This is a genomic window from Metapseudomonas otitidis, from assembly GCF_900111835.1.
In the GTDB taxonomy this organism is placed as follows: Bacteria; Pseudomonadota; Gammaproteobacteria; order Pseudomonadales; family Pseudomonadaceae; genus Metapseudomonas; species Metapseudomonas otitidis.
Window position 1 is genome coordinate 529,976 of the sequence record NZ_FOJP01000001.1, and the last position, 26,149, is coordinate 556,124.

Genomic DNA, 26,149 nt, shown 5'->3' on the forward strand with positions numbered 1-26,149 from the left:
TTGCCGGGAAGGGAGGGGCCGGTTCCGATCGGTGAATGCCCGATCTAATCGCTCAGGATTGTAGGGCGATCCCTACAAGCGATCCTCCGCGCCCCTTATAGCAAAGTCTCATAGCGCCCGATTTGCGTGGCCTGCCGGCTTCTCTAGTCTCTCGGCACGGCATAAACAAAAATCAAAAAGGTGCGGTGATGGCCTCGATTCCGGCGAACGATGTACTGGTCAGCTTCCGTGGCGTGCAGAAGAGCTACGACGGCGAATCCCTCATCGTCAAAGACCTCAACCTGGACATTCGCAAAGGCGAATTCCTGACCCTGCTGGGCCCCTCCGGCTCCGGCAAGACCACCAGCCTGATGATGCTCGCCGGGTTCGAGACCCCGACCAATGGCGAGATCCTCCTGGCCGGGCGCTCCATCAACAACGTGCCGCCGCACAAGCGCGACATCGGCATGGTGTTTCAGAACTACGCCCTGTTCCCGCACATGACGGTGGCCGAGAACCTGGCCTTCCCGCTCACCGTGCGCGGCATGAACAAGACCGACATCAGCGAGCGCGTGAAGCGTGCGCTGTCCATGGTCCAGCTCGACAGCTTCCGCAACCGCTACCCGGCCCAGCTCTCCGGCGGCCAGCAGCAGCGCGTGGCCCTGGCCCGTGCGCTGGTGTTCGAACCGCAGCTGGTATTGATGGACGAGCCGCTGGGTGCGCTCGACAAGCAGCTGCGCGAGCACATGCAGATGGAGATCAAGCACATCCACCAGCGCCTGGGCGTGACCGTGGTGTACGTGACCCACGACCAGGGAGAGGCGCTGACCATGTCCGACCGCGTGGCCGTGTTCCACCAGGGCGAGATCCAGCAGATCGCCCCGCCGCGCGAGCTGTACGAGTTCCCCTGCAACACCTTCGTGGCCAACTTCATCGGCGAGAACAACCGCATCAACGGCCAGCTGCTCAGCCGTGACGGCGACCAGTGCGTGGTGGTGCTGCCGCGCGGCGAGAAGGTCCAGGCCCTGGCGGTCAAGGTCGGCCAGCCCGGCGAGCCGGTGACCCTGTCGGTGCGCCCCGAGCGCGTGCGCCTGAACAGTGCCAGCGAATCCTGCGCCAACCGCTTCTCCGGCCGTGTGGAAGAGTTCATCTACCTGGGCGACCACGTGCGCATTCGCCTGGAGGTCTGCGGTCATTCCGATTTCTTCGTCAAGCAGCCCATTGCCGAGCTGGACCCGTCCCTGTCCGTCGGCGACGTGGTGCCGCTTGGCTGGCATGTGGAGCATGTCCGCGCGCTGGACCCGGTGGCGGTGGACGACTGACGCCCGCCCGAGGCTTAACCCCAACCCTGCACTTGCACTATGGAGAGAACAACAATGTCCAAATCCTTGAAGCTCACTGCCCTTGCGTTGGGGCTGGCATGCGCCGCACAGGCCATGGCAGCCGACCTGACCGTCGTGTCCTTCGGCGGCGCTAACAAGAATGCCCAGGTGAAGGCGTTCTACGAACCCTTCCAGGCATCCACCAGCAACAAGATCATCGCCGGCGAGTACAACGGCGAGATGGCCAAGGTGAAGGCCATGGTCGACACCGGCAGCGTGTCCTGGAACCTGGTGGAAGTGGAGTCCCCCGAGCTGGCCCGTGGCTGCGACGAGGGGCTGTTCGAGGAGCTGGACCCGGCCCAGTTCGGCAAGGCGGAAGACTTCGTCCCGGGGGCCATCCAGCCCTGCGGCGTCGGCTTCTTCGTCTGGTCCACCGTGCTGGCCTACAACGCCGACAAGCTGAAGACCGCCCCCACCGGCTGGGCCGATTTCTGGGACACCAGCAAGTTCCCGGGCAAGCGCGGCCTGCGCAAGGGTGCCAAGTACACCCTGGAGTTCGCCCTGATGGCCGACGGCGTCGCGCCCAAGGACGTCTACACCGTGCTGGCCACCAAGGAAGGCCAGGACCGCGCCTTCAAGAAGCTGGACCAGATCAAGCCCAGCATCCAGTGGTGGGAGGCCGGCGCCCAGCCGCCGCAGTTCCTGGCCTCCGGTGACGTGGTCATGAGCTCCGCCTACAACGGCCGCATCGCTGCCGTGCAGAAGGAAAGCAACCTGAAGATCGTCTGGGCCGGTGGCATCTACGACTTCGACGCCTGGGCCATCCCGAAGGGGGCCAAGGACAGGGACGCTGCGCTGAAATTCATCGCCTTCTCGGTCAAGCCCGAGCAGCAGAAGATCTACTCCGAGAACATCGCCTACGGCCCGGCCAACACCCAGGCGGTGCCGCTGCTGGACAAGGCGCTGCTCAAGGACATGCCGACCACTCCGGAGAACATCAAGGACCAGGTCGCCATGAGCGTCACCTTCTGGGCTGACTACGGCGAGCAGCTGGAGCAGCGCTTCAACTCCTGGGCCGCCAAGTAACCGGCCACCCAGCACATCCCCTCCTCCTCGCGGGGGAGGGGAGTACCCAGAGATCCACCGGAGTTCGCCATGGCCACTGTCGTCACCGGCCCGACCCTGAAGCAGCGCCTTGCGCGTGCCGAACGGGTCAACCGCCTGAAGTCCCAGGCGCTGATCCTGCCCTTGCTGCTGTTCCTTCTGCTGACCTTCCTGGTGCCCATCGGCGCGCTGCTCTACAAGAGCGTGAGCAACCCCGAGGTGGTGTCTGCCCTGCCGCGTACCGTGGAAGCCATCGGCACCTGGGACGGCAAGGCCCTGCCCGCCGAGCCGGTCTACAAGGCCCTGGCCCTGGACCTGGCCGATGCGCGCAAGAACCAGACCATCGGTGACCTGTCCAAGCGCCTGAACATGGAACTGGCCGGCTACCGCAGCCTGATGGCCAAGACCGCGCGTGCGCTGCCGTTCAAGAGCGAACCAGGCTCCTACAAGGACGCCATGGAAGGGCTCGACGAGCGCTGGGGCGACCCGGCCTACTGGCAGGCCATTCGCCGCAACGCCTCGAACCTGACCCCCTATTACCTGCTGGCGGCCGTCGACCATCGCATCGACGACCTTGGCGAGGTGGCCCCGGCCACGCCGGACCAGGCCATCTACCTGGACATCTTCGCCCGCACCTTCTGGATGGGCGCTGTGATCACCCTGATCTGCCTGGCGCTGGCCTACCCGCTGGCCTACCTGCTGGCGACGCTGCCGACGCGCAAGAGCAACCTGCTGATGATCCTGGTGCTGCTGCCGTTCTGGACCTCGATCCTGGTGCGCGTGGCGGCGTGGATCGTGCTGCTGCAATCGGGCGGCCTGATCAACGGCGCGCTGCTCAAGCTGGGCCTGATCGACCAGCCGCTGCAGCTGGTGTTCAACCGCACCGGCGTGTACGTGGCGATGGTGCACATCATGCTGCCGTTCATGATCCTGCCGATCTACAGCGTGATGAAGGGCATCTCCCCCAGCTACATGCGGGCGGCGATCTCCCTGGGCTGCCACCCGTTCGCCAGCTTCTGGCGGGTGTACTTCCCGCAGACCGTGGCCGGCGTGGGCGCGGGCTGCCTGCTGGTGTTCATCCTGTCCATCGGCTACTACATCACCCCCGCGCTGCTGGGCAGCCCGAACGACCAGATGGTGAGCTACTTCGTGGCCTTCTTCACCAACACCACCATCAACTGGGGCATGGCCACCGCCCTGGGCGGGATGCTGCTGCTGGCCACCATGGTGCTCTACGTCGTCTACAGCTGGCTGGTGGGCGCCGGCCGCCTGCGCCTGGGTTGAGGAGATAAGAAATGCTGAGTCCCTACATGTCCCCGGTCGAGCGCCTGTGGTTCTACACCCTGCGCATCCTCTGCGGCCTGGTGCTGCTGTTCCTGATCCTGCCGGTGCTTGTGATCGTGCCGTTGTCGTTCAACTCCGGCACCTTCCTGGTGTACCCGCTGCAGGGGTTCTCCCTGCGCTGGTACGCCGACTTCTTCAGCTCGGCCGAGTGGATGCGCTCGCTGACCAACAGCATGATCGTGGCGCCCGCCGCGACCCTGCTGGCGATGGTCTTCGGCACCCTGGCCTCCATCGGCCTGACCCGGGGCGAGTTCCGTGGCAAGGCGCTGGTGATGAGCCTGCTGATCTCGCCGATGGTGGTGCCGGTGGTGATCGTCGGTGTCGCCAGCTACCTGTTCTTCGCACCGATGGGCCTGGGCAACAGCTACCTGTCGCTGATCATGGTCCACGCCGTGCTGGGCGTGCCTTTCGTGATCATCACCGTGTCGGCCACCCTGCAGGGCTTCAACCACAACCTGGTGCGCGCTGCCGCCAGCCTGGGGGCGCCGCCGCTGACCACGTTCTTCCGCGTCACCCTGCCGCTGATCGCACCGGGTGTGATCTCCGGGGCGCTGTTCGCCTTCGCCACGTCCTTCGACGAGGTGGTGGTGACCCTGTTCCTCGCCGGCCCCGAGCAGGCGACCCTGCCCCGGCAGATGTTCAGCGGCATCCGCGAGAACCTCAGCCCTACCATCGCCGCGGCGGCAACCCTGCTGATCGGCTTCTCGGTGGTGCTGCTGCTGACCCTGGAGTGGCTGCGCGGACGCAGCGAGAAGATGCGTACCTCCATGCCAGAGTGATCCGGCTCGGCCCCCGGCGGCGCATTCCTCGCGCCTCCGGGGCGCCCGCTGACATATGACAACGCCTCCGCAGGCTGACTCAGGCTACAATCCGCGCCACCTGATTCAGCCCTGAGGTCTGCCATGCAACCCTTCGCCATCGCCCCGTCGATCCTGTCCGCCGATTTCGCACGCCTGGGCGAGGATGTGGACAAGGTGCTCGCTGCCGGCGCCGACATCGTCCACTTCGACGTGATGGATAACCACTACGTGCCCAACCTGACCATCGGCCCGATGGTGTGTTCGGCGCTGCGCAAGTACGGTGTCACCGCGCCCATCGACGTGCACCTGATGGTCTCCCCGGTGGACCGCATCATCGGCGACTTCATCGAAGCCGGCGCCACCTACATCACCTTCCACCCGGAAGCGACCCAGCACATCGACCGCTCCCTGCAGCTGATCCGTGACGGTGGCTGCAAGTCCGGCCTGGTGTTCAACCCGGCCACTCCGCTGGACAGCCTGAAGTACGTGATGGACAAGGTGGACATGATCCTCCTGATGAGCGTGAACCCCGGTTTCGGCGGGCAGAAGTTCATCCCCGGCACCCTGGACAAGCTGCGCGAAGCCCGTGCGCTGATCGAGGCCTCGGGCCGCGACATCCGCCTGGAGATCGACGGTGGGGTGAACGTGAAGAACATCCGCGAGATCGCTGCCGCAGGTGCCGACACTTTCGTCGCCGGCTCGGCCATCTTCAATGCGCCGGACTACGCCGAAGTCATCGCCGCCATGCGCGCCGAGCTGGCCCAGGCCTGATGAACGCGCTGCAACGGCTGTTCGACGGCCGCCTGCCGCGTCTGGTGATGTTCGACCTGGACGGCACCCTGATCGATTCGGTGCCGGACCTGGCCGCCGCGGTGGACCGCATGCTGGTCAGCCTCGGACGTCCGCCCGCCGGGGTCGAGCGCGTGCGCGACTGGGTCGGTAACGGTGCGCGGGTGCTGGTGCGCCGGGCCCTGGCCGGCGGCATCGACCACAGCGCCGTGCATGACGAGGACGCGGAGAAGGCCCTGGAGATCTTCCTGGAGGCCTATGCCGACAGCCATGCGCTGACCGAGGTCTACCCGGGGGTGGCGGAAACCCTGAAGTGGTTGCGCAAGCGCAAGATCGAGCTGGCGCTGATCACCAACAAGCCCGAGCGTTTCGTGGCGCCGTTGCTGGACCAGATGAAGCTGGGGCGCTACTTCCCGCTGATCATCGCCGGCGACACCCTGCCCCAGCAGAAGCCGGACCCGGCTGCGCTGCTGCATGTGATGCACATGACCGGCGTCAGTCGCAACGAGGCGCTGTTCATCGGCGACTCGCGCAACGACGTGCTGGCCGCCAAGGCGGCGGGGGTCAAGTGCGTGGCGCTGAGCTACGGCTACAACCACGGTCGGCCCATCGACGAGGAGGAGCCGGCACTGGTGGTGGACGACCTGCGCGAGCTGCTGCCTGGCGGTTGCGCCGCACACGGCGCTGCGCTAATGTCGCCCGACTCCCCAGATCATCTGCCTCATAGAAGAGATAGAAACGTGCTGGTTCCCTGCAAGCTCTGGCTCGAACGAGCCTCCATGCGAATCATCAAGGCCGTGGCCCGTTGGCGCTGGCGCGCCTGATTCCATTCTGGCCGGACCGGTCCGGCGCGCTTGCACACCGACGTCTTTTATCCAGGAGCCCACCCGGGCTCCTCGCCCCACGAGGCAGATCATGACCCGCGATGAATTCCTGCGTTTGGCCGCCCAAGGCTACAACCGCATCCCGCTCGCCTTCGAAACCCTGGCGGACTTCGATACCCCGCTTTCCCTCTACCTGAAGCTGGCCGATGCGCCGTACTCCTACCTGCTGGAATCGGTCCAGGGCGGCGAGAAGTGGGGGCGTTACTCCATCATCGGCCTGGCCAGTCGCACCGTGCTGCGCGCCCATGGCGCGAAGGTCAGCGTCAGCGTCGATGACCAGGTGGTGGAGGCCGTGGACAGCGAAGACCCGCTGGCCTTCGTCGAGGCGTTCAAGGAGCGTTACCAGGTCGCGCCCATCGACGGCCTGCCGCGTTTCAACGGTGGCCTGGTGGGCTACTTCGGCTACGACTGCGTGCGCTATGTCGAGAAGCGCCTGGCCAACTGCCCGAATCCTGATCCCCTGGGCACACCGGACATCCTGCTGATGGTGTCGGATGCGGTGATCGTGTTCGACAACCTGGCGGGCAAGCTGCACGCCATCGTGCTGGTGGACCCGAGCCAGCCAGACGCTTTCGAGCAGGGCCAGGCCCGCCTCGATGCGCTGCGGCAGACACTCCGCCAGCCGGTGGTGCCGCGCCTGGGTGTCGACCCGAGCCTGCCGGTGGAGTTGCAGAGCGACTTCCGCTCCAGCTTCACCCGCGAGGACTACGAGCGGGCAGTGGGCAAGATCAAGGAATACATCCTGGCGGGCGACTGCATGCAGGTGGTGATCTCCCAGCGCATGTCGGTCCCCTTCGAGGCCGCGCCGATCGACCTCTACCGGGCGCTGCGCTGCTTCAACCCGACGCCCTACATGTACTTCTTCAACTTCGGCGACTTCCATGTGGTGGGTAGTTCGCCGGAGGTGCTGGTGCGGGTCGAGGATGGCCTGGTCACCGTGCGCCCCATTGCCGGCACCCGTCCCCGTGGCGCCACCGAGGAGGCCGACCGGGCTTTGGAAGAGGACCTGCTGTCCGACGCCAAGGAGCTGGCCGAGCACCTGATGCTGATCGACCTGGGCCGCAATGACGTGGGGCGCGTGTCCGCCACCGGTTCGGTGAAGGTCACCGAGAAGATGGTGATCGAGCGCTACTCCAACGTGATGCACATCGTCTCCAACGTCACCGGCCAGCTGAAGGAGGGCGTCTCCGCGATGGATGCGCTGCGGGCGATCCTGCCGGCGGGCACCCTGTCGGGTGCGCCGAAGATTCGTGCGATGGAGATCATCGACCAACTCGAGCCGGTCAAGCGTGGCGTCTACGGCGGTGCCGTGGGCTATCTGGCGTGGAACGGCAACATGGACACCGCCATCGCGATCCGCACGGCGGTCATCAAGGATGGGCAACTGCACGTGCAGGCTGGCGCCGGCATCGTTGCCGACTCGGTCCCCGCACTGGAATGGGAGGAGACGCTGAACAAGCGCCGCGCCATGTTCCGTGCCGTGGCGCTCGCCGAGCAGACCACCAAGACCGACGCCTGAGGACCCTGCCATGTTGCTGATGATCGATAACTACGACTCCTTTACCTACAACGTGGTGCAGTACCTGGGCGAGCTGGGTGCCGATGTCCATGTGATCCGCAATGACGAACTGAGCATCGCCCAGATCGAGGCGCTCAAGCCCGAGCGCATCGTCGTCTCCCCGGGCCCGTGCACCCCCACCGAGGCGGGCGTGTCGCTGGAGGCCATCCTGCATTTCGCCGGCAAGCTGCCGATCCTGGGCGTGTGCCTGGGCCACCAGAGCATCGGCCAGGCCTTCGGCGGCGATGTGGTGCGGGCGCGCCAGGCGATGCACGGCAAGACCAGCCCGGTCTTCCACCATGACCAGGGTGTGTTCCAGGGCCTGAACAATCCGCTCACGGTGACCCGCTACCACTCGCTGGTGGTCAAGCGCGAAACCCTGCCGGAGTGCCTGGAGATGACCGCCTGGACCCAGCACGAAGACGGTTCGGTGGACGAGATCATGGGGCTGCGCCACAAGACCCTGAACATCGAGGGTGTGCAGTTCCATCCGGAGTCCATACTCACCGAGCAGGGGCACGAGCTGTTCGCCAACTTCCTCAAGCAACAGGGCGGGGTACGCTGATATGGACATCAAGGAAGCCCTCGGCCGCGTGGTCAACCAACTGGACCTGACCACCGAGGAAATGCAGGCGGTGATGCGCCAGATCATGACCGGGCAGTGCACTGACGCGCAGATCGGTGCCTTCCTGATGGGCATGCGCATGAAGAGCGAGACCATCGACGAGATCGTCGGGGCCGTGTCGGTGATGCGTGAGCTGGCCAGCCGTGTGGAACTGTCGAGCCTGGATCGCGTGGTGGACGTGGTCGGCACCGGCGGCGATGGCGCCAATATCTTCAACGTGTCCTCGGCGGCGACCTTCGTGGTCGCGGCGGCAGGGGGCAAGGTGGCCAAGCACGGCAACCGCGCGGTGTCCGGCAAGACCGGCAGCGCCGACGTGCTGGAGGCCGCCGGTATCTACCTGGACCTGAAGCCCGAGCAGGTGGCGCGTTGCATCGAGCATGTCGGCGTCGGCTTCATGTTCGCCCAGGTCCACCACAAGGCGATGAAGTACGCCGCCGGCCCGCGCCGCGAGCTGGGGCTGCGCACGCTGTTCAACATGCTCGGCCCGCTTACGAATCCGGCCGGGGTGAAGCACCAGGTGGTGGGAGTATTCAGCCAGGCGCTGTGCCGGCCGCTGGCCGAGGTCCTCAAGCGCCTGGGCAGCCAGCACATTCTGGTGGTGCATTCCAAGGACGGGCTGGACGAACTGAGCCTGGCGGCGCCGACCCATGTGGCCGAGCTGAAGGACGGTGTGGTCACCGAATACCAGGTGCAGCCGGAGGACTTCGGCATCAAGAGCCAGAGCCTGATCGGCCTGACCGTGGACAGCCCGCAGCAGTCCCTTGAACTGATCCGCGATGCCCTGGGGCGTCGCAAGACCGAGAACGGCCAGAAGGCCGCAGAGATGATCGTGCTCAACGCTGGCGCCGCGCTTTATGCGGCGGACCATGCGAGTACCTTCAAAGAGGGTGTGCAATTGGCCCACGATGCCCTGCACACCGGCCTTGCCCGCGAGAAGCTGGAGGAGCTGGCCTCCTTCACCGCGGTGTTCCGAGTGGAGAACGAAGCGTGAGCGTCCCGACCGTCCTAGAAAAGATCCTCGCCCGCAAGGCCGAGGAAGTCGCCGAGCGGCGTGCCCGCACGTCGCTGAGCCAACTGGAAGCGCTGGCCCGTTCGGCCGACGCACCGCGCGGGTTCGCCCGGGCCTTGCAGGACAAGGTGGCGCGGCGCGAGCCGGCGGTCATTGCCGAGGTGAAGAAGGCGTCCCCGAGCAAGGGCGTCATCCGCGAGAACTTCGTGCCCGCGCAGATCGCCCGCAGCTACCAGGACGGTGGCGCCACCTGCCTGTCGGTGCTCACCGATGTGGATTTCTTCCTGGGTGCCGACGAGTACCTGAAGGACGCCCGGGCGGCCTGCTCGCTGCCGGTGATCCGCAAGGACTTCCTCATCGACTCCTATCAGGTCGTCGAGGCCCGTGCGTTGGGGGCCGATTGCGTCCTGCTGATCGCTGCGGCGTTGTCCGACCTGCAGATGGCGGAGCTGGCTGCCACGGCGACGGACGTGGGGCTGGATGTGCTGGTGGAAGTGCACGACGGCGATGAGCTGGAGCGGGCACTGAAGACCCTGGATACGCCGCTGGTGGGCATCAACAACCGCAACCTGCATACCTTTGACGTGAGTCTGGAGACCACCCTGGACCTGCTGCCGCGCATTCCGCGCGACCGCATCGTCGTCACCGAGAGTGGGATTCTCAACCGGGCGGATGTCGAGCTGATGGAAGTCAGTGAGGTCTATGCCTTCCTCGTGGGCGAGGCGTTCATGCGTGCCGAGGAGCCCGGGACCGAATTGCGTCGCCTGTTCTTCCCGGAGCGTGGGCGGGTCAAGCTGAGCGCCGACCCGAACTGATCGATGTGCACATGGAAAAGCCGGCGTCCTGCCGGCTTTTTCATATGCGCGTCTCAGCGGGTCCCGAAGACCACCATGGTCTTGCCCTTGACGTGCACCAGGCCCTGTTCCTCCAGGCTCTTGAGCACGCGGCCGACCATCTCGCGGGAGCAGCCGACGATGCGGCCGATTTCCTGACGGGTGATCTTGATCTGCATGCCGTCCGGGTGGGTCATGGCATCGGGCTGCTTGCACAGGTCCAGCAGGGTGCGAGCGACACGGCCGGTCACGTCGAGGAAGGCCAGGTCACCCACCTTGCGGGTGGTGTTGCGCAGGCGGTCAGCCATCTGGCTGCCCAGGGCGTAGAGGATTTCCGGGTCCTGTTGCGTCAGTTCGCGGAACTTGGCGTAGCTGAGCTCGGCCACCTCGCACTCGGTCTTGGCGCGGACCCAGGCGCTGCGCTCTTTCTCGGCGCCTTCCTTTTCGAACAGGCCCATCTCGCCGAAGAAGTCCCCGGCATTGAGGTAGGCGATGATCATTTCACGGCCGTCGTCATCTTCGATGAGGATGGTGACGGAGCCCTTGATGATGAAGAAGAGCGTTTCACAGCGGTCGCCCGCATAGATGATGGTGCTCTTGGCGGTGTAACGGCGGCGGTGACAATGCGCGAGAAGCTTGTCGAGGTTCTTGATCTTTGGAGTGAGGGTAATAGCTACCATGCCCGAGTCCCGAAATATAAATAGATAAGCCCTTGTCCAACAGGCACTTTCTTATTAGTTATCTGGCTAAGTGTGCCAGTTATCCGACGTCAGCTTAACAGACGCACCGTGACCGGTGAGCCGATTTTGAGACGCAGATAACAACTGCCGGGGAACTATTCGACCAGCGTATGTGACGCCGGGGTGCCGCCAGGCGCTGTGATAAGCTGGCGCCCCTTTTTCTCAGAGCCTGGAGTCTGGTGATGAAAGCGCGTATCCAGTGGGCGGGCGAGGCCCTGTTCCTCGGCGAGTCCGGCAGCGGCCATGCGGTGGTGATGGATGGCCCGCCGGAAAGCGGTGGCCGCAACCTCGGCGTGCGGCCGATGGAGATGCTCCTGCTGGGGCTGGGCGGCTGCACCAACTTCGACGTGGTGAGCATCCTCAAGAAGTCGCGCCAGCCTGTGGAAAGTTGCGAGGCGTTCCTCGAAGCCGAGCGTGCCGACGAGGACCCGAAGGTGTTCACCAAGATCCACGTGCACTTCGTGGTGAAAGGGCGCGGCCTCAAGGAAGCTCAGGTCAAGCGGGCCGTCGAACTGTCCGCCGAGAAGTACTGCTCCGCCTCCATCATGCTGGGGCGGGCGGGCGTCGAGATCACCCACGACTACGAGATCGTCGAACTCGGCTGAGCCGGCGACATCCGATCATCATATTGGGGGCGCAAACTCTGGTAGATGGCTTTCGTCATCTGCATAATGCGCCCCCTCGAATTCCAGGGGCCTTCTGCCCCAGAACCGATAACCACAATCGCCATCGCGAAGAGGTGTAAACCGTCCTACGCAGAAGTGTCGTGCGCTTCTGACGGGCATGCTCAACCACGCGGCAGAGCCGCACACGACGAGAGTTCACAAACGGTGAAAAGCAAACTCAAGCTCCACGGGTTCAACAACCTGACGAAGACCTTGAGCTTCAACATCTATGACATCTGCTACGCGGAAACCCCCGAGGACCAGCAGGCCTACGTCCAGTACATCGACGAAGAGTACGACGCCGAGCGCCTGACCCAGATCCTCACCGACGTGGTCGATATCATCGGTGCCAACATCCTCAACATCGCCCGGCAGGATTACGATCCCCAGGGTGCGAGCGTCACCATCCTCATTTCCGAGCAGCCGGTGACGCCCACCGACAGCCAGATCGAGGAATCCCCCGGCCCGTTGCCCGAGACGATCCTGGCCCACCTGGACAAGAGCCACATCACCGTTCACACCTACCCGGAGATCCATCCGGTGGAAGGCATCGCGACCTTCCGAGTGGACATCGACGTGTCCACCTGCGGCGTGATTTCGCCGCTCAAGGCCCTGAACTACCTCATTCACCAGTTCGACTCCGACATCGTCACCGTCGACTATCGCGTGCGTGGCTTTACCCGTGACGTGGAAGGGCGCAAGCACTTCATCGACCACGAGATCAACTCGATCCAGAACTACCTGTCCGACGACACCCGCGACGCGTACCAGATGACCGACGTGAATGTGTACCAGGAGAACCTGTTCCACACGAAGATGCTGCTCAAGGACTTCGAACTGGACAACTACCTGTTCGGCGATGCCACCTCCAACCTGACCGCTGAACAGCGCCAGCAGGTGGAAGAGCGCGTGCGCCACGAGATGCTGGAAATCTTCTATGCCCGCAACATGCCCCGTTGAGGGCAGCGAGCTGGAATGACAAAGGGCGCCGAATGGCGCCCTTTTGTTTTCACGTGCTGTGTCCGGATCAGATCCGGTAAGTGCTCTTGGTCATCACCTTGGACAGCAGCGTCATGCCGAACTTCACCGGGGCGGGGAAGCGCAGGCCGCCGGCTTCCAGGGCGGTGGTGGAGTGGTGTTCCTCGTCGACCCGCATCTGTTCGAGGATGGCGCGGCTCTTGGCGTCCTGCGGCGGGATCTGGTGCAGGTGCTCGTCCAGGTGCTTGCAGACCTGGTCCTCGGTGGCCGCGACGAAGCCCAGGCTCACGCGGTCGCTGATCAGGCCGGCCATGGCACCCACACCGAACGACAAGCCATAGAACAGCGGGTTGAGCACGCTGGGGCGGCTGCCCAGTTCACGGATGCGCTGCTCGCACCAGACCAGGTGGTCGATCTCTTCCTCGGCGGCGTGCTCCATTGCCTGACGCACCTCAGGCAGCTTGGCGGTCAGCGCCTGGCCCTGGTACAGCGCCTGGGCACAGACCTCGCCGGTGTGGTTGATGCGCATCAGGCCGGCCACGTGGCGCGTATCGTCCTCGTTCATCGGCGCATCGTCCTGCAGGTTGGCGGGGGAAGGGCGGTAAGGCTGGCCCTTGAACGGCAGGAGGGTCTTGAGGGCGGCATCGGCCTGCAGCAGCAGGCGGTCGGCGGGAGAGTAGTGACGTTCGGTAGCCATGGGGCACCTCGACAGGCGAAAACTGGCGGAGAGTTTACTCCATTGCTCCCCGCCGGGCTTGATCGGGATCAGTCGCATTCCGGCGCTGCCCGCTGACTCGAGGCTCAGCCCGGGGGCCAGTCCAGCTGGCGCTGTCCGAGCACGTGCATATGGATGTGATAGACCGTCTGCCCGCCCAGTTCGTTGCAGTTCATCACCACGCGGAAGCCTTCCTCGCAGCCCTGTTCCCGGGCCAGGCGCTGTGCCGTGAACAGGATGTGGCCGGCCAGCTCGCGGTCATCCTCGGTGAGGTGGTTGAGGGTTTCGATGTGTCGCTTTGGGATGACCAGGAAGTGCACCGGCGCCTGTGGGCCGATGTCATGGAACGCGACAACGTGATCGTCTTCGTACAACGTGCGCGCCGGGATCTGCCCGGCGACGATTTTGCAGAACAGACAGTCCACCTGGATTCTCCGGGCTGATATAAGAATTGCCCGAGTCTAGCGGCGGACCATCGACTCCGGCCAGCAGCGAAACCCCACAAGGAGCCTGTGTGAAGAACGACATCCACGACCTGGGCCTGGTGCTCGATTCCAAGGTCAAGCTCATCGTCATCGAGTCCTGGGATGAGCAGCGCGTGCTGGAGACCCTCACCACCCTCGCGGTCAAGCGGGGCATGAGCCTGTTCACCTGGTCGGTGACCGAGGGGCTGCAGCGTCTCGGCTTTGGCGGCGAGCCCCTGGGGGGCGAGGAGACGGTCGACCCCGAGAAGGCCCTGCGCCTGATCAAGGGTGACCTTCAGTCCAGCCTGTACGTGATGTGCGACTTGCACCCGTTCCTGGAGGACAACCCCCGGCTGGTGCGCCTGCTGAAAGAAGTGGCCATGGCCGACTCGCCCCAGCGCCCGACTCTGGTGCTGGTGTCCCACGCCTTGCGCCTGCCGCCGGAGGTGCAACGCTACAGCGCCCGCTTCACCCTGGCGTTGCCCAGTGAGGATGAGCTGCTGGCCATCGTCCGGGAGGAGGCGACCCGCTGGAGCGAGCGCAACCGTGGCGCCCGGGTGCGCACCGACAACCGCACCCTCCAGCAGGTGGTGAAGAACCTGCGGGGGCTCAGCCATGGTGAGGCGCGCTCCCTGGCCCGCAATGTGATCTGTGATGACGGCGCCATCACCCAGGAAGACCTGCCGGAACTGAACAAGACCAAGTTCCAGCTGCTGGATCTGGAGGGCGTGCTCAGTTTCGAATACGACACGGCGCGCTTTGCCGAGGTGGGCGGCCTGGCCAACCTAAAGCGCTGGCTCGGTGAGCGCCAAGGGGCTTTCATCGATGGCGAGGCCGAGGACCGCCCCAAGGGCATGCTGCTGGTGGGGGTACAGGGCGGCGGCAAGAGCCTGGCCGCCAAGGCGGTCGCCGGCCTTTGGGGGCTGCCCCTGCTGCGCCTGGACTTCGCCTGCCTGTACAACAAGTTCTTCGGCGAGACCGAGCGCAACCTGCGGGAGGCGCTGCGCCTCGCCGAGCAGATGGCGCCATGCGTGCTGTGGATGGATGAGATCGAGAAGGGGCTGGCCAGCGGTGACCATGACGGGGGCGTGAGCCAGCGAGTGCTCGGGACGCTGCTGACCTGGATGTCCGAGCGCAAGGCGCCGGTCTTCATGATCGCCACCGCCAACGCCATCTATCGCCTGCCGCCGGAGCTGGTGCGCAAGGGGCGCTTCGACGAGCTGTTCTTCGTCGACCTGCCGGACCCGGCGACCCGTGCGGAGATCTTCCGTATCCACCTGTCCCGCCGGGGCATGGACCTTGCCCTGTTCGACCTGCCGGCGCTGGCGTCGGCGTCCGATGGATTTTCCGGCGCCGAGATCGAGCAGGCCGTCGTGGGCATGTACTACGCCGCCCAGGCAGCGCAAAGCGATGTCAGCCAGGCGCTGCTCCTGCAGCAATTGCAGGGGACGGCGCCGTTGTCGGTGATCATGTCGGAAGAGTTGGCGGCCCTGCGAAGCTGGGCGGCCAGTCGCTGCGTGCGCGCGGACTGAGCGGGCGCGTTCAGCCGGCCACGAAGCGGCGATTGATGCGGGCAGTGAGGCGACGTGTCAGCCAGCGCGGCATGAAGCGTGCTGCCTTTGCCGCCAGGCGGTTGCGCCAGCCCGGGATGATGATGGCGCGGTTCTTTTCCAGGGCGCGTACGGTGTACAACGCCACTTCTTCCGCACTCATCAGCAGGGGCGAGCCCTCCAGCTTCTCCCCGGCCATGCGGGCATGGCGGAAGAAGGCGGTGCGCACGGGGCCGGGGCAGAGGACGGAGACCTTAACTCCGTGGCCCTTCAGCTCCTCGCGCAAGCCTTCGGAGAAGTGCAGCACGTAGGCCTTGCTGGCGTAGTAGTTGCTCATCCAGCCGCCGGGCTGGAACCCGGCAACGGAGGCGACGTTGAGGATTTGCCCTTCGCCCCGCCCGGCCATGGCGCCACCGATCTCATGGCAGAGCCGTGCCAGGGCGAGGATGTTCAACTCGATCAGCTCCTGCTCGTGGCCCCAGGGTTGCTGGACATAGAGGCCGGCACTGCCGATGCCGGCGTTGTTGACCAGCAGGTCGATCTGGCGACCGCCCTGGTTGAGCTCATGCAGCAGGCCGGATAGCTGGAGGGGTTCGGCGAGGTCACAGGTGCGGTAGAGGACCTCGACGCCAAAGCGTTGGGTCAGCTCATAGGCGATGCTCTCGAGCGCATCACGCTGGCGAGCCACCAGGATCAGGTGGCGACCCCGGCGAGCCAGGGCCTCTGCGAGGGCCAGTCCCAGGCCGCTGGAGGCGCCGGTGATGAGGGCATAGCGGGGCATCGTGAATCTCCTGGTGGGGCCGGGTTGGACAGCGCCGGCCCCGGGAGGTTGCTCAGTTCGACTCGTAGTCGTCCTGTTCAGCCGGTGCTTCGGCTTCCTCGGCCTGGTCGTCCGAGTACTCCGCCTCGTCGGCGGGGGCGGCGGCATAGTCGCTGCCGTCCACGTCGGCCGGCATCTCGTAGCTGCTGTCGGAGAAGTCGGAGTCCAGGGCGCTGAGGGCGCCGACACCGGCGAACATCAGCACACCGATGATGGCCAGGACGCTGAGGATGCCGGTGCCGATGGAAATCCAGGCCATGACCAGCACCGAGGTGCTGTTCGGCGGCTGGATCTGGCCGTAGCGGTTGGGACCCTGTGTACCGGGAATCACCATCATCAGCAGCGGGAAGACCGAGCCTACGAAGGGGACGAAGTTCAGCAGGTACAACCAGCCCGACCAGCCGATGTCGTGCAGGCGCTGGACGCCGAACTGCACGCTGACCACGGCCAGGGCGATGATTTCCAGCGCGAAGAGAATGCCGCCGAACACCGGGAACTGCGACATCAGCAGTGCGGTGAGGCCCATGACCGGCAGGGCTGCGATGATCAGGACCAGCGACCAGGCGATGTAGCGCATCCGACCGATGCGGCCGGTAACGCCGAAGGGGCGCAACTCGCCGAACTCTGGCAGGGAGTCGCTGACTTGGGCTTGGGGTGTGGCATAGGGAGATGCGGCGACGGTTCCCGGTGCGACCACGGCCGGCGTGCTCTCGGCGAGCTGGGCCTGGCGGGCCAGGAATTTCTCGATGACGATGCCGCAGGCCTGGCACTCGATGGCCTTGGGCTGCGTATGGCCGCACTTGGGGCAGGTCATGTCGGGTTGGTCTTCCGCTGCCTGGGGCGCGGCATCCGGGTTGGGGTGATCCTCGGTCTCCACCAGGCTCAGCCCGGCGGCGATGTCGGGCTCCTTGCGGACGTTGGCACCGGCACGTTGCAGGGCGGCCAGGTACTTGTCCGCTTCGCCGTCTTCGAGGTCGCGCTTCAGGGCGACGGGGCGACCATTGAACAGGGCGTCGATCTTGTCCGCGTCGCTCTTGAACAGGCGGGCGAGGTTCTCCTTGACCGAGTCCAGTGCCGCACCGGGCATCAGTTCACCTTCGAATACGATCTTGTAGCGAGCGTCGGACATGCGGGCATCCTTGTCGGCTGTAGGGTTGAGGATGGCAAAGCGTACTGGTGGGGGCGCCCAGGTTACAAGCCGGGGAGGCCAGAAAAAGCGGGGGGCTTCACGCTGTGGGCAAGGGTTTCCAGCGTCCGACGAGACGACCGCGTCGCAACAGGCTCATGGAGCCGAACCGGGCCAGCAGGCCCTCGGATACCTGCGGACGGAGAAACACCCAGTCATCGGGCTGCAGGCCATTCGCCGCCGAGCCGATCAGCCGCTCCTGGTTGGCACTGCGGCCATAGAGCGGGTCGTAGGCGAGCCCGGCCGGCGAGGCCGGGATGGCTTGCCAGTCACCGCCATAGAGATAGAAGGCCTGTTCGCGATTCGGGTTCCATGCGCTCACAAGGCGCTGGGCGTCCTCGAGGTAGGGCAGGGTGCCGCTCCCTGCCTTGAGCACGGGGGCGGCAATCCAGCAGGCGGCCTGGTAGGCGTCGAGGCTCTCGGCATCGAAGTCCGAGGGCTTGAGCAGCACCGAACCTACGGCGATCTCATTCAGTGGGCTGGGGCCTGTCAGATGGCGCATGCAGGTGAGGCTACCGGCACCATTCAACAACGGTGCTTCTGGCCAGGCCTTCCTGGCGTGCGTGGCCTGTTCCAGGAAGTCACGGTAGCGGGCATTGGCCTGGTCGAAGGCGTCTCCGACCCAGAAGGGGGCGTGGGCCACATGGCCGTCGTAGCCCATCAGCCCACGCAGATCGAGCACTTCGGGGGAGTACTCGACGAGCGCGAGGCTGGTGGCGAGGCGCTCGGGCGAGCTGTGCCCGCCGCGCCGCAAGCCGATGTCGATCTCCAGGGCGATGGACAGTGGGCGCTGCAGGGCGATTGCCATATCACGGTACTGCATCAGGCGCTCCGGGCTGTCCACCAGCCAGGTGACCTGCCGATCCGGATCGAATGGCGCATTGGCGGCGAGCTGCTGGTAGAAGGCCAGGGCGGCTGCGACCGGCAGTGGCTTGCCGAGCAGCAGGTCGCTGTCGGGGAATGCCTCGGCCAACTGGTTGGCCTGGGGCTGGTGGAAGACCATGAAGCGCCGGGTGCCGAGGCGCTTCGAGAGATAGTCGAGCAAGCCCGTGGATGCGAGCGACTTGCTCACCAGGCGCAGCTTCATGCCGCCGAGGCGGCTGCTCAGCAGGTCTGCGTTGGCGTCGAGCCGGTCGAGGTCGATGACCAGTTGAGGCACGCCGCCGCCCTGTTGGCGCAGCAGTCCCTGCAACTGTGCGAAGTAGGGGGCATGAGGCGCGCCTTGGTCGGCAGGGCGCGCTGCCCAGAGCCCCAGTGCGCCCAGCGCACCGAGGCCTGCGAGCAGTTGACGGCGCTTCATCCCAGGTAGGGTTGGGCCAGGCGTGCGCTGTGCTGGAGGGCAGCGCGGTATTCGCGGTCGAGGCGCTCCACCAGCTCGGCGACGGTGGGGAGGTCGTGGATGTCTCCGACGCCCTGGCCCGCCGACCAGACGGTCTTCCAGGCCTTGGCTTCATCGCTCACGGGCTTGAGCTTCTCGCCGTAGTTGACGTCCGCCTTGTCGTTCAGTCGGGCGAGGTCGTATCCAGCGGCCTCCAGGCTCTGGCGCATGAAGCTGGCGGGGACGCCCGAGACGGCCGGGGTGTGGATGATGTCGGCCGCCCGTGCGTCCAGCAGCATTTGCTTGTAGGCGGCGCTGGCCTGGCTCTCCTGGGTGGCGATGAAGCGGGTGCCCAGGTAGGCGAGGTCCGCCCCCAGGAGCTGGGCGGCGAGGATCTCGTGGCCGTGGTTGAGGCAGCCTGCCAGGAGCAGGGTCTTGTCGAAGAACTGGCGGATCTCGGCGACCAGGGCGAAGGGGCTCCAGGTTCCGGCGTGACCACCGGCGCCTGCTGCGACGGCGATCAGCCCGTCTACACCGGCTTCTGCAGCCTTTTCGGCATGGCGGCGGGTGGTGACGTCATGGAATACCAGGCCGCCGTAGCTGTGCACGGCGTCCACTACCTCCTTCACGGCGCCCAGACTGGTGATGACGATCGGGACCTTCTTTTCCACGCAGATGGCCAGGTCGGCCTGCAGACGGGGGTTGCTGCCGTGGACGATCAGGTTGACGGCGTAGGGGGCCGCATCGGCTGTCAGGTCAGCGGCGATTTCATCTAGCCAGGCGGCGAATCCGGCGCTCTCGCGCTGGTTCAGGGCGGGGAAGCTGCCGACGACACCGGCGTTGCAACTGGCCAGGACCATGGACGGTGCCGAGACCAGGAACATCGGAGCGGTGACGAGGGGCAGACGCAGGCGATTCTCGAGCAGGGCGGGCAGTGACATCCGACGGTCCTCTAGGATGGGATCAGAAGGGCTTGACCACGACCAGAATGACGATGGCCAGCAGGAAGAGCACAGGGACTTCATTGAACCAGCGGTAGAAGACATGGCTGCGGGCGTTCTCGCCACGGGCGAAGCGCTTGAGCATCGCGCCGCAGGCGTGGTGGTAGCCGATCAGCAGCACCACGAGGGTGAGTTTGGCGTGCAGCCAGCCTTGGCTGAACCAGCCAGGGTTGAGGTACAGCATCGCGCCGCCCAGCAGGAGGGTGGCAATCATTGAGGGGCCCATGATGCCGCGATAGAGCTTGCGCTCCATGATGCAGAAGCGCTCTCGGCTGGGGTGGTCTTCCGCTGCGGCGTGATAGACGAACAGGCGCGGCAGGTAGAAGAGGCCGGCGAACCAGCAGACGACGGCGATGATGTGGAAGGCCTTGAGCCAGAGGTAGAGCATGGAAAATGTCCGTTGTGTGAGATCGGTCCGATAGTAGAGGCTCAGGCGGCAGCGCGTCACCCCGGCGGTTGGCCCATGGCGGATCGGGCTTTATCATCGGCGCCTTTGCAATGGGCCGCTCTGGCCAGGTGGTTTCGCATGGCTCTTGCCTTCTCTGTCCTGTTCCGATCCCTGGACTGCGCCCGCTGATGGTCAGTTGGGAAGTCCGTGTCAGTGATCCACGTCGTGAACGTCTGCTGAGACTGGTGCTGTGTGTGCTGGTGCTGGCGTTGCCGGCTTCCTTCTTCGCCGGTGGTTTGCGGCAGGCGGAGCGTGCCCGCGAGGCGGTCGAGCAGCGGGACCAGTTGCTGCAGCAGAACCAGGAGCAGGCCCGCGAGCTGGAGCAACTGCGTCAGCGCCAGGCGGTGCTGGAGAGTGGCGAGCGCCTGGGCCAGCAGGCCAATGAACAGAGCCGGCAGGCCATCAAGATGATGGAGGAGCAGGTTTTTGCCCTGCAGCAGGAGCTGGCGGTCTACAAGGGCGTGCTGGCTCCCGAGCGCCAGGCGGATGGGTTGCGTATTCGCGCGCTGGAGGTGCACGGCACGGACACGCCGTCCCGCTACCGCATGCGGCTGATGCTGAGCCGGGTGGGCAAGGACGAGCGTGCGCTCGCCGGGGCTTTATCGATTCGCATCCTGGGTCGCCAGGGGAACAAGGAGACGGCCTTGCTCCTGGCTGATCTGGCGAAGGACCTGCCGAAGGGCGGTGTGCCTTTTTCATTCAAGTATTTCCAGGCCATTCCCGATGCCGGGCGCTTCATCGAACTGGAGTTGCCGGAAGGCTTCGTTCCACGTCGCATCGAGGTTAGCGCGCGGGTGGAGGGGCAGCGTGAGCCGCTGACGCGCACGTTCGACTGGACCGACGAGGAGTCATGAACCTATGTGGAACAAGCAGAAACCCAAGGCAGACCTGCAGCGTTACAGCGGCAAGACCAGCATCATCGCGACCGGCGCCGAGCTGGTGGGCGATCTGCGCTTCCAGGGCGCGGTGCAGGTGGATGGGCGCCTGACGGGCAATCTGTCTGCCGTGGAAGGCATGGTGCGCATCAGTGTGGACGGGTTGATCCAGGGTGAGATCCGTGCGCCCCACGTCATCATCGACGGTGAGGTACAGGGTGATGTGTACGCCAGCGAGCACCTGGAGCTGGGCGCACGGGCGCGGGTGAAGGGTACGGTGTTGTATGGATTGATGGAGATGGCCATGGGCGCGCAGATCGACGGGCGCCTGGGCCAGATCAAGGAGTCTGCCAAGCCGCTCGAGCTGCCGTCGCGGGTCGATGAGGCCGATGCTTAATAGTTGACCAGTTTTCTAGGGTAAGCGGATAATGCGGCGCCATAGCGCAGTATGGCGGCGTCAAGCCGGGAGAGTTGCATCATGAGTGTCGAATCCTTCACCCCTACCGCCCTGATGTTCACCCAGGGAGCCGCAAGCAAGGTGAAGAACCTGATCGATGAAGAAGGCAATCCGCGCCTGAAGCTCCGCGTCTTCGTCACCGGTGGCGGTTGTTCCGGTTTCCAGTACGGTTTCACCTTCGATGAAGACGTGGCGGACGATGACACCATCGTCGAGCGTGACGGTGTGAGCCTGGTAGTCGACCCCATGAGCTTCCAGTACCTGGCAGGCGCCGAAGTGGATTACCAGGAAGGTCTGGAAGGCTCGCGCTTCGTGATCAAGAACCCCAATGCAGCCACTACCTGCGGCTGTGGGCAGTCCTTCTCGATCTGATCGGACTTTGGCTACCGAACGCCGTGCTCATGCACGGCGTTTTCGTTTCAGGCGGGGTAGATCGCGCCGAGGATGCGGGGGCCCTGGGCGCCAGTCACGCTCGGGCGATTGGCGGGAATGCCTTCCAGGCAGCAGTGGGCGAGCCAGCCAAAGGCCATGGCTTCCATCCAGTCCGCAGATACGCCGGCTTCATCGGTGCTGCAAACCCGGGTAGAGGGGAGCAAGTCGGCCAATCGCTTCATCAGGGCGCGATTTCGCGCGCCACCGCCGCACACCAGCAGCTCATCAGTGCGCGGCTGAGCCGCCTGCAGGGCGTCGATGACCGTGCGTGCGGTGAACTCCAGCAAGGTGGCCTGGACGTCTTCGGCAGAAGGCGGCGTGTCCATTCGTGCCAGCTTGTCGTCCAGCCAGGGCAGGTTGAAGTGCTCTCTTCCCGTACTTTTGGGGCCTTGAGCGAGGAAGAATTCGTCTGCCATGAGCGCCTGGAGCAGGGCTGTGTCGATGTTGCCGCTGGCGGCCCATTCGCCATCCGCGTCGTAGGGCTTGCCCTGATGGCGGGCTATCCAGGCATCCAGCAGAACATTGCCGGGGCCACAGTCGAAGCCGAAGACCGGGCGCTCTGGCTGCAGCAGCGAAAGATTGCTGAAGCCGCCGATGTTCAAGACGGCGCGATGGCAATCGTTGCCGAAAAGGGCTTCATGGAAGGCGGGGACCAATGGGGCGCCTTGCCCGCCTGCGGCCATGTCCCGGCGACGAAAGTCACCGACAACGGTAATGCCGGTCAGCTCTGCCAGGAGCGCACAGTTGCCGATCTGGATCGTGAATCCCCGGCCAGGCTCGTGGCGTACCGTCTGGCCGTGACTGCCTATTGCCCGAATGGCATCGGGGCCGAGCCCTGCTTGCTGGAGGAGTTGCTGGATACCCTGTGCCGCGAGTCGTACCCAGCGTTGTTCCGCCAGGGCTGCACGGGCGAGTTCGTCCTCGCCGGGGGAGCACAGTGCGAGAAGGGCGTCCTTCAGGTCGCCAGGCATGGGGATGTAAAGGGAGGCGAGGAGCTGTGGGCGGTTGTCTTGCGCAATCAGGGCGATGTCCAGTCCGTCCAGGCTGGTACCGGACATGACCCCGATGTAGTACGGCATGCGTTTATTGCTGCTTGTTCTGGGCAAGCATGGTGGCCTTTTCCTGGTCCATGCGTGCCATCAGCGGTTTGCTCAGTTGCAGGAAGCGCTTCTTCTCGCTGGCGATGAGCGGATCGGCCATGGGGAGCTTCACGCTGAGCGGGTCGACGTGCTCGCCGTTGACCTGGAACTCGTAGTGAAGATGCGGGCCGGTCGAGAGCCCGGTGGTGCCGATGTAGCCGATGATCTGGCCCTGCTTGACGCTCACGCCGGTCTTGATGCCTTTGGCGAAGCCCTGCATGTGCCCATAGAGGGTGCGGTACTTGCCGCTGTGCTGGATGATCACGGCATTGCCGTAGCCACCACGGCGCCCAGCGAGCATGACCTTGCCATCACCCGTTGCCTTGATCGGTGTTCCGCGTGGAGCGGCGTAGTCGACGCCCTTGTGCGCGCGGATCTTGTTCAGGATGGGGTGCTTGCGGCCCAGCGAGAAGCGGGAGCTGATCCGAGCGAAGTCTACAGGGGTACGGATGAAGGCCTTGCGCATCGCGGTGCCATCGTCACGGAAATAGCTGGCGATACCTTGGGCATTGGCAAAACGGACAGCGGTGTAGGTCTTGCCGCGGTTGGTGAAGCGCGCTGCGAGGATGGCGCCCGAGCCTACTTCCTTGCCGTTGACGGTCTTCTTCTCGTAGATGACCTCGAATTCGTCGCCTTCTCGAATATCGAGTGCGAAGTCGATGTCGTAGTCGAAGATGTTGGCCAGGTCCATGGTCAGGTTGTGGGAGAGGCCGGCACGTTTGGCGGAAAGGAACAGCGAGCTGTCGATCACGCCGTGCGCGTAAGCCGAATGGATATCAGGCTTGGCAATATCGCGCTTGAAGTCGTAGCCCTTCTCGGTCTTGGTTAGCGTGACGGCTTCCAGATCACTCAGCTGGGAATGGAGGCTCTGGAACTCGCCTTCCGGGGTCAGCCGGAATTCGAAGGGCTGACCGACCTTGAGGCGGGTGAGGGACTTGGCATCCTTGCTGCTGTCGAGAATCTCGTGAAGCACGCTCGCCGAGAGACCGACCTTGGCAAACAGCGTGGACAGGGTATCGCCGCTATCGACCTTGACGGTCTTCAGGCCAGGATCGACGGGTGTACTCGGGGAGGAGGCTGATGTGGAAGCATCCTGCTCATCCGTGCTGGAATCGCTATCTGCGCTGTCCTTGGCATCCGCGGACGGTTCGATGGTGGCAAAGGGAGTGCTTGACTCGCCTTCGCTGGATAGGCCCTGTCGGAGATCGTCCTTCTCCTGAATCAGCGCTTCAGCGCCGTTGTCCATGTCCAGATTGATGTAGGTCTTCTTCGCCTCGACTTCCCGAGACGGGAACACCAGCAAGGCCAGGCTCAGAAGCGCAGCTACACCGCTTGCGGCCAGCAGATGGCTCTTCGGATAGCGCGGCGCTTTGGGAACGTTATGCGTCATGGCGTGTGGTGTTATTAAGAAAGTGATCTAACTGCCTAAAATATAATCAAATAGGCCCTCAGGCAACCTCGGGAACCGACCTTTCGGCGGTCGGTCTGGCTGCGGGCGCAAAACTTGTAATTAGTCAGCGATCTTGTATGTTTGGTTCCCTTTTGTTTTTACGTGGCACGGGGCCTTACATGAAGTCGGTTGAGGAGCAGCTTGCGCTTATCAAGCGCGGTGCGGAAGAGGTACTGGTCGAGGCGGAGCTGATCGGGAAGCTCAAGACGGGGCGTCCGCTGCGCATCAAAGCCGGCTTCGATCCGACGGCACCTGATCTGCACCTGGGGCACACCGTCCTTATTAATAAGCTGCGTCAGTTTCAGGAGCTGGGGCATCAGGTGGTCTTCCTGATCGGGGATTTCACCGGAATGATCGGTGATCCCAGCGGCAAGAGTGCCACTCGCCCTCCGTTGACTCGAGAGCAGGTGCTGGAGAATGCGGAAACCTACAAGGCTCAGGTTTTCAAGATCCTGGATCCCGAACGGACCGAGGTGGCGTTCAACTCCACCTGGATGGATCAGCTGTCGCCGGCTGACTTCATTCGCCTGTCTTCCCAGTACACAGTGGCGCGGATGCTGGAGCGGGATGACTTCAGTAAGCGCTACGCCACCAACCAACCGATTGCGATCCATGAGTTCCTCTATCCGTTGGTGCAGGGCTATGACTCTGTTGCGCTTCGCGCCGATGTCGAGTTGGGCGGTACCGATCAGAAGTTCAACCTGTTGATGGGGCGCGAATTGCAGCGAGCCTATGGGCAGGCGTCCCAGTGCATCGTGACCATGCCGTTGCTCGAAGGGCTCGATGGGGTCAAGAAGATGTCCAAGTCCTTGGGGAACTATGTGGGCATCCAGGAAGCGCCGGGCGTCATGTACAACAAGCTCGTGTCGATGCCAGACAGCTTGATGTGGCGTTACTTTGAGTTGCTCAGCTTCCTCTCGATGGAAGAAATCCAACAGTTCAAGCGTGATGTTGAGGCAGGGGCCAATCCTCGTGACATCAAGATCAAGCTGGCTGAGGAAATCGTGGCTCGCTTCCATGGTGAAGAGGCGGCGGCCAGTGCTCATCGCTCGGCCGGCAATCGCATGAAGGATGGCGAGCTTCCGGACGACCTGCCTGAGGTGGAGTTGCTCGCATCCGAGGGTATGCCGGTGTCGTCTGTCCTTAATAAGGCAGGGTTGGTGAAGAATGCTGCTGCGGCGCGTGATCTCTTGGCGGCAGGCAGCGTGCGCGTCGATGGGCAAGTGGTCGATCGCTCGTTCGTGTTCGAGCTGGGCAAAAGTCATGTATGTCAGGCGGGTAAGAAGGCGTTCGCGCGCATCTCGCTGAAGGCGGAATGACTTTTCGAAAATAGGTGTTGACGCCGTGGCTGAGGTCTCTATAATGCGCACCACTCCCACGGCGGACAACGAAAACTCCTTGAAAATCAATGAGTTAAGTGTTTGAAAGTGGGGTGCGGTTCCGGGGTGGTTGCGGATTCGCGGTGATTGATCTGCTGGCCAGGTTGATTGCCGAAAAGAGGTGTTGACAGTGAGTTTGAATGCTGTATGATTCGCCTCCCGCTGATGTTGAAGAGTGTTTCGACGGATGCGCAAGTTGTTGAGTAGAAAGAAAAAATTCTTCGAAAAACAGCTTGACAGAAAGAAAGGCTGCTGTAGAATGCGCGGCCTCGGTTGAGACGAAAG

Annotated in this window: 27 protein-coding genes and 1 pseudogene; 17 read left to right on the top strand and 11 right to left on the bottom strand. The window is 64.2% G+C overall.

Going from position 1 to position 26,149, the window contains the following annotated elements; genetic code table 11:
* The first annotated feature begins 188 nt into the window (after nt 1-188).
* The 10 genes from BM198_RS02445 (at nt 189) to trpC (ending at nt 10,229) form a co-directional block, all read left to right on the top strand.
* Entirely contained in the window at nt 189-1,301 is a 1,113-nt protein-coding gene (locus BM198_RS02445) for an ABC transporter ATP-binding protein (RefSeq protein ID WP_044405697.1), read from the top strand.
* Between the two features lie 54 nt (nt 1,302-1,355).
* Nucleotides 1,356-2,387 carry an ABC transporter substrate-binding protein gene (locus BM198_RS02450; RefSeq protein WP_074967492.1) on the top strand — a complete coding sequence of 344 codons (1,032 nt, stop codon included), beginning with the start codon at nt 1,356-1,358 and terminating at the stop codon, nt 2,385-2,387.
* Nucleotides 2,388-2,456: 69 nt separating this feature from the next.
* Complete coding sequence (locus BM198_RS02455; RefSeq protein ID WP_074967494.1) at nt 2,457-3,689, top strand: ABC transporter permease; 1,233 nt, start codon at nt 2,457-2,459, stop codon at nt 3,687-3,689.
* An 11-nt stretch (nt 3,690-3,700) separates the two neighbouring features.
* Nucleotides 3,701-4,528: an ABC transporter permease gene (locus tag BM198_RS02460; protein WP_044405701.1), complete on the top strand. Its 828-nt coding sequence runs from the start codon at nt 3,701-3,703 to the stop codon at nt 4,526-4,528.
* 123 nt (nt 4,529-4,651) lie between these two features.
* Nucleotides 4,652-5,320, top strand: a complete 669-nt coding sequence (gene rpe / locus BM198_RS02465) for a ribulose-phosphate 3-epimerase (protein ID WP_044405705.1) — start codon at nt 4,652-4,654, stop codon at nt 5,318-5,320.
* Entirely contained in the window at nt 5,320-6,162 is an 843-nt protein-coding gene (locus BM198_RS02470) for a phosphoglycolate phosphatase (protein ID WP_044405707.1), read from the top strand. Before rpe ends, BM198_RS02470 begins: the two co-directional genes overlap by 1 nt.
* A gap of 91 nt (nt 6,163-6,253) precedes the next feature.
* A complete protein-coding gene (trpE, locus tag BM198_RS02475; RefSeq protein ID WP_074967496.1) occupies nt 6,254-7,741 on the top strand; it encodes an anthranilate synthase component I in 1,488 nt (495 codons plus the stop codon).
* A 10-nt stretch (nt 7,742-7,751) separates the two neighbouring features.
* On the top strand, nt 7,752-8,345 hold the full coding sequence (locus tag BM198_RS02480; protein ID WP_074967498.1) for an aminodeoxychorismate/anthranilate synthase component II: 594 nt from the start codon (nt 7,752-7,754) through the stop codon (nt 8,343-8,345).
* A 1-nt stretch (nt 8,346) separates the two neighbouring features.
* Entirely contained in the window at nt 8,347-9,396 is a 1,050-nt protein-coding gene (gene trpD, locus BM198_RS02485) for an anthranilate phosphoribosyltransferase (RefSeq protein WP_044405711.1), read from the top strand.
* A complete protein-coding gene (gene trpC, locus BM198_RS02490; RefSeq protein WP_074967500.1) occupies nt 9,393-10,229 on the top strand; it encodes an indole-3-glycerol phosphate synthase TrpC in 837 nt (278 codons plus the stop codon). Before trpD ends, trpC begins: the two co-directional genes overlap by 4 nt.
* Nucleotides 10,230-10,282: 53 nt before the next feature.
* Here the strand turns inward: trpC and crp are convergent, their stop codons facing one another.
* The gene (gene crp, locus BM198_RS02495; protein ID WP_044405715.1) at nt 10,283-10,927 is read right to left on the bottom strand and encodes a cAMP-activated global transcriptional regulator CRP; all 645 of its coding nucleotides are present in this window, start codon (nt 10,925-10,927) and stop codon (nt 10,283-10,285) included.
* Nucleotides 10,928-11,169: 242 nt separating this feature from the next.
* On the opposite strand from crp, the gene BM198_RS02500 reads away from it, so the two are divergent.
* A complete protein-coding gene (locus BM198_RS02500) occupies nt 11,170-11,592 on the top strand; it encodes an OsmC family protein (RefSeq protein ID WP_074967502.1) in 423 nt (140 codons plus the stop codon).
* A 225-nt stretch (nt 11,593-11,817) separates the two neighbouring features.
* Nucleotides 11,818-12,612 carry an adenosylmethionine decarboxylase gene (speD, locus tag BM198_RS02505; RefSeq protein ID WP_044405718.1) on the top strand — a complete coding sequence of 265 codons (795 nt, stop codon included), beginning with the start codon at nt 11,818-11,820 and terminating at the stop codon, nt 12,610-12,612.
* 67 nt (nt 12,613-12,679) lie between these two features.
* Here speD and coq7 read toward each other — a convergent pair whose 3' ends face one another.
* A complete protein-coding gene (gene coq7 / locus BM198_RS02510) occupies nt 12,680-13,327 on the bottom strand; it encodes a 2-polyprenyl-3-methyl-6-methoxy-1,4-benzoquinone monooxygenase (RefSeq protein ID WP_044405720.1) in 648 nt (215 codons plus the stop codon).
* Between the two features lie 104 nt (nt 13,328-13,431).
* Complete coding sequence (locus tag BM198_RS02515; protein ID WP_044405722.1) at nt 13,432-13,770, bottom strand: histidine triad nucleotide-binding protein; 339 nt, start codon at nt 13,768-13,770, stop codon at nt 13,432-13,434.
* A gap of 89 nt (nt 13,771-13,859) precedes the next feature.
* Here BM198_RS02515 and BM198_RS02520 point away from each other — a divergent pair, with 89 nt between their 5' ends.
* A complete protein-coding gene (locus BM198_RS02520; RefSeq protein WP_074967504.1) occupies nt 13,860-15,341 on the top strand; it encodes an AAA family ATPase in 1,482 nt (493 codons plus the stop codon).
* 10 nt (nt 15,342-15,351) lie between these two features.
* On the opposite strand, the gene BM198_RS02525 is transcribed toward BM198_RS02520, so the two are convergent.
* The 5 genes from BM198_RS02525 to hemJ all read right to left on the bottom strand — a co-directional run bounded on the left by BM198_RS02525 (nt 15,352) and on the right by hemJ (nt 20,072).
* On the bottom strand, nt 15,352-16,140 hold the full coding sequence (locus BM198_RS02525; protein WP_074967506.1) for an SDR family NAD(P)-dependent oxidoreductase: 789 nt from the start codon (nt 16,138-16,140) through the stop codon (nt 15,352-15,354).
* Between the two features lie 52 nt (nt 16,141-16,192).
* Complete coding sequence (locus tag BM198_RS02530; RefSeq protein ID WP_074967508.1) at nt 16,193-17,308, bottom strand: DUF805 domain-containing protein; 1,116 nt, start codon at nt 17,306-17,308, stop codon at nt 16,193-16,195.
* Nucleotides 17,309-17,405: 97 nt separating this feature from the next.
* On the bottom strand, nt 17,406-18,665 hold the full coding sequence (locus tag BM198_RS02535; protein ID WP_074967510.1) for an alanine racemase: 1,260 nt from the start codon (nt 18,663-18,665) through the stop codon (nt 17,406-17,408).
* The gene (locus tag BM198_RS02540) at nt 18,662-19,624 is read right to left on the bottom strand and encodes an NAD(P)H-dependent flavin oxidoreductase (RefSeq protein WP_074967512.1); all 963 of its coding nucleotides are present in this window, start codon (nt 19,622-19,624) and stop codon (nt 18,662-18,664) included. Before BM198_RS02540 ends, BM198_RS02535 begins: the two co-directional genes overlap by 4 nt.
* Nucleotides 19,625-19,646: 22 nt before the next feature.
* On the bottom strand, nt 19,647-20,072 hold the full coding sequence (gene hemJ / locus BM198_RS02545; protein ID WP_074967514.1) for a protoporphyrinogen oxidase HemJ: 426 nt from the start codon (nt 20,070-20,072) through the stop codon (nt 19,647-19,649).
* 254 nt (nt 20,073-20,326) lie between these two features.
* Between hemJ and BM198_RS02550 the strand changes: the two genes are divergently transcribed.
* From BM198_RS02550 to erpA, 3 genes are all read left to right on the top strand, one after another.
* Complete coding sequence (locus BM198_RS02550; RefSeq protein ID WP_208610344.1) at nt 20,327-20,986, top strand: DUF6776 family protein; 660 nt, start codon at nt 20,327-20,329, stop codon at nt 20,984-20,986.
* A 4-nt stretch (nt 20,987-20,990) separates the two neighbouring features.
* A complete protein-coding gene (locus tag BM198_RS02555; RefSeq protein WP_074967518.1) occupies nt 20,991-21,404 on the top strand; it encodes a bactofilin family protein in 414 nt (137 codons plus the stop codon).
* Between the two features lie 81 nt (nt 21,405-21,485).
* Nucleotides 21,486-21,836, top strand: coding sequence for an iron-sulfur cluster insertion protein ErpA (erpA, locus tag BM198_RS02560; RefSeq protein WP_044405735.1), 351 nt, complete (start codon nt 21,486-21,488; stop codon nt 21,834-21,836).
* A 47-nt stretch (nt 21,837-21,883) separates the two neighbouring features.
* On the opposite strand, the gene BM198_RS02565 is transcribed toward erpA, so the two are convergent.
* Together BM198_RS02565 and BM198_RS02570 are read right to left on the bottom strand one after the other, a co-directional pair.
* Entirely contained in the window at nt 21,884-22,975 is a 1,092-nt protein-coding gene (locus BM198_RS02565; RefSeq protein ID WP_074967520.1) for an anhydro-N-acetylmuramic acid kinase, read from the bottom strand.
* Nucleotides 22,976-22,979: 4 nt separating this feature from the next.
* Entirely contained in the window at nt 22,980-24,425 is a 1,446-nt protein-coding gene (locus tag BM198_RS02570) for a peptidoglycan DD-metalloendopeptidase family protein (RefSeq protein ID WP_074967522.1), read from the bottom strand.
* 179 nt (nt 24,426-24,604) lie between these two features.
* On the opposite strand from BM198_RS02570, the gene tyrS reads away from it, so the two are divergent.
* Entirely contained in the window at nt 24,605-25,804 is a 1,200-nt protein-coding gene (tyrS, locus tag BM198_RS02575) for a tyrosine--tRNA ligase (protein ID WP_074967562.1), read from the top strand.
* A gap of 94 nt (nt 25,805-25,898) precedes the next feature.
* Here the strand turns inward: tyrS and BM198_RS30280 are convergent.
* Nucleotides 25,899-26,149, bottom strand: a pseudogene (locus tag BM198_RS30280) (hypothetical protein); the annotation flags it as partial.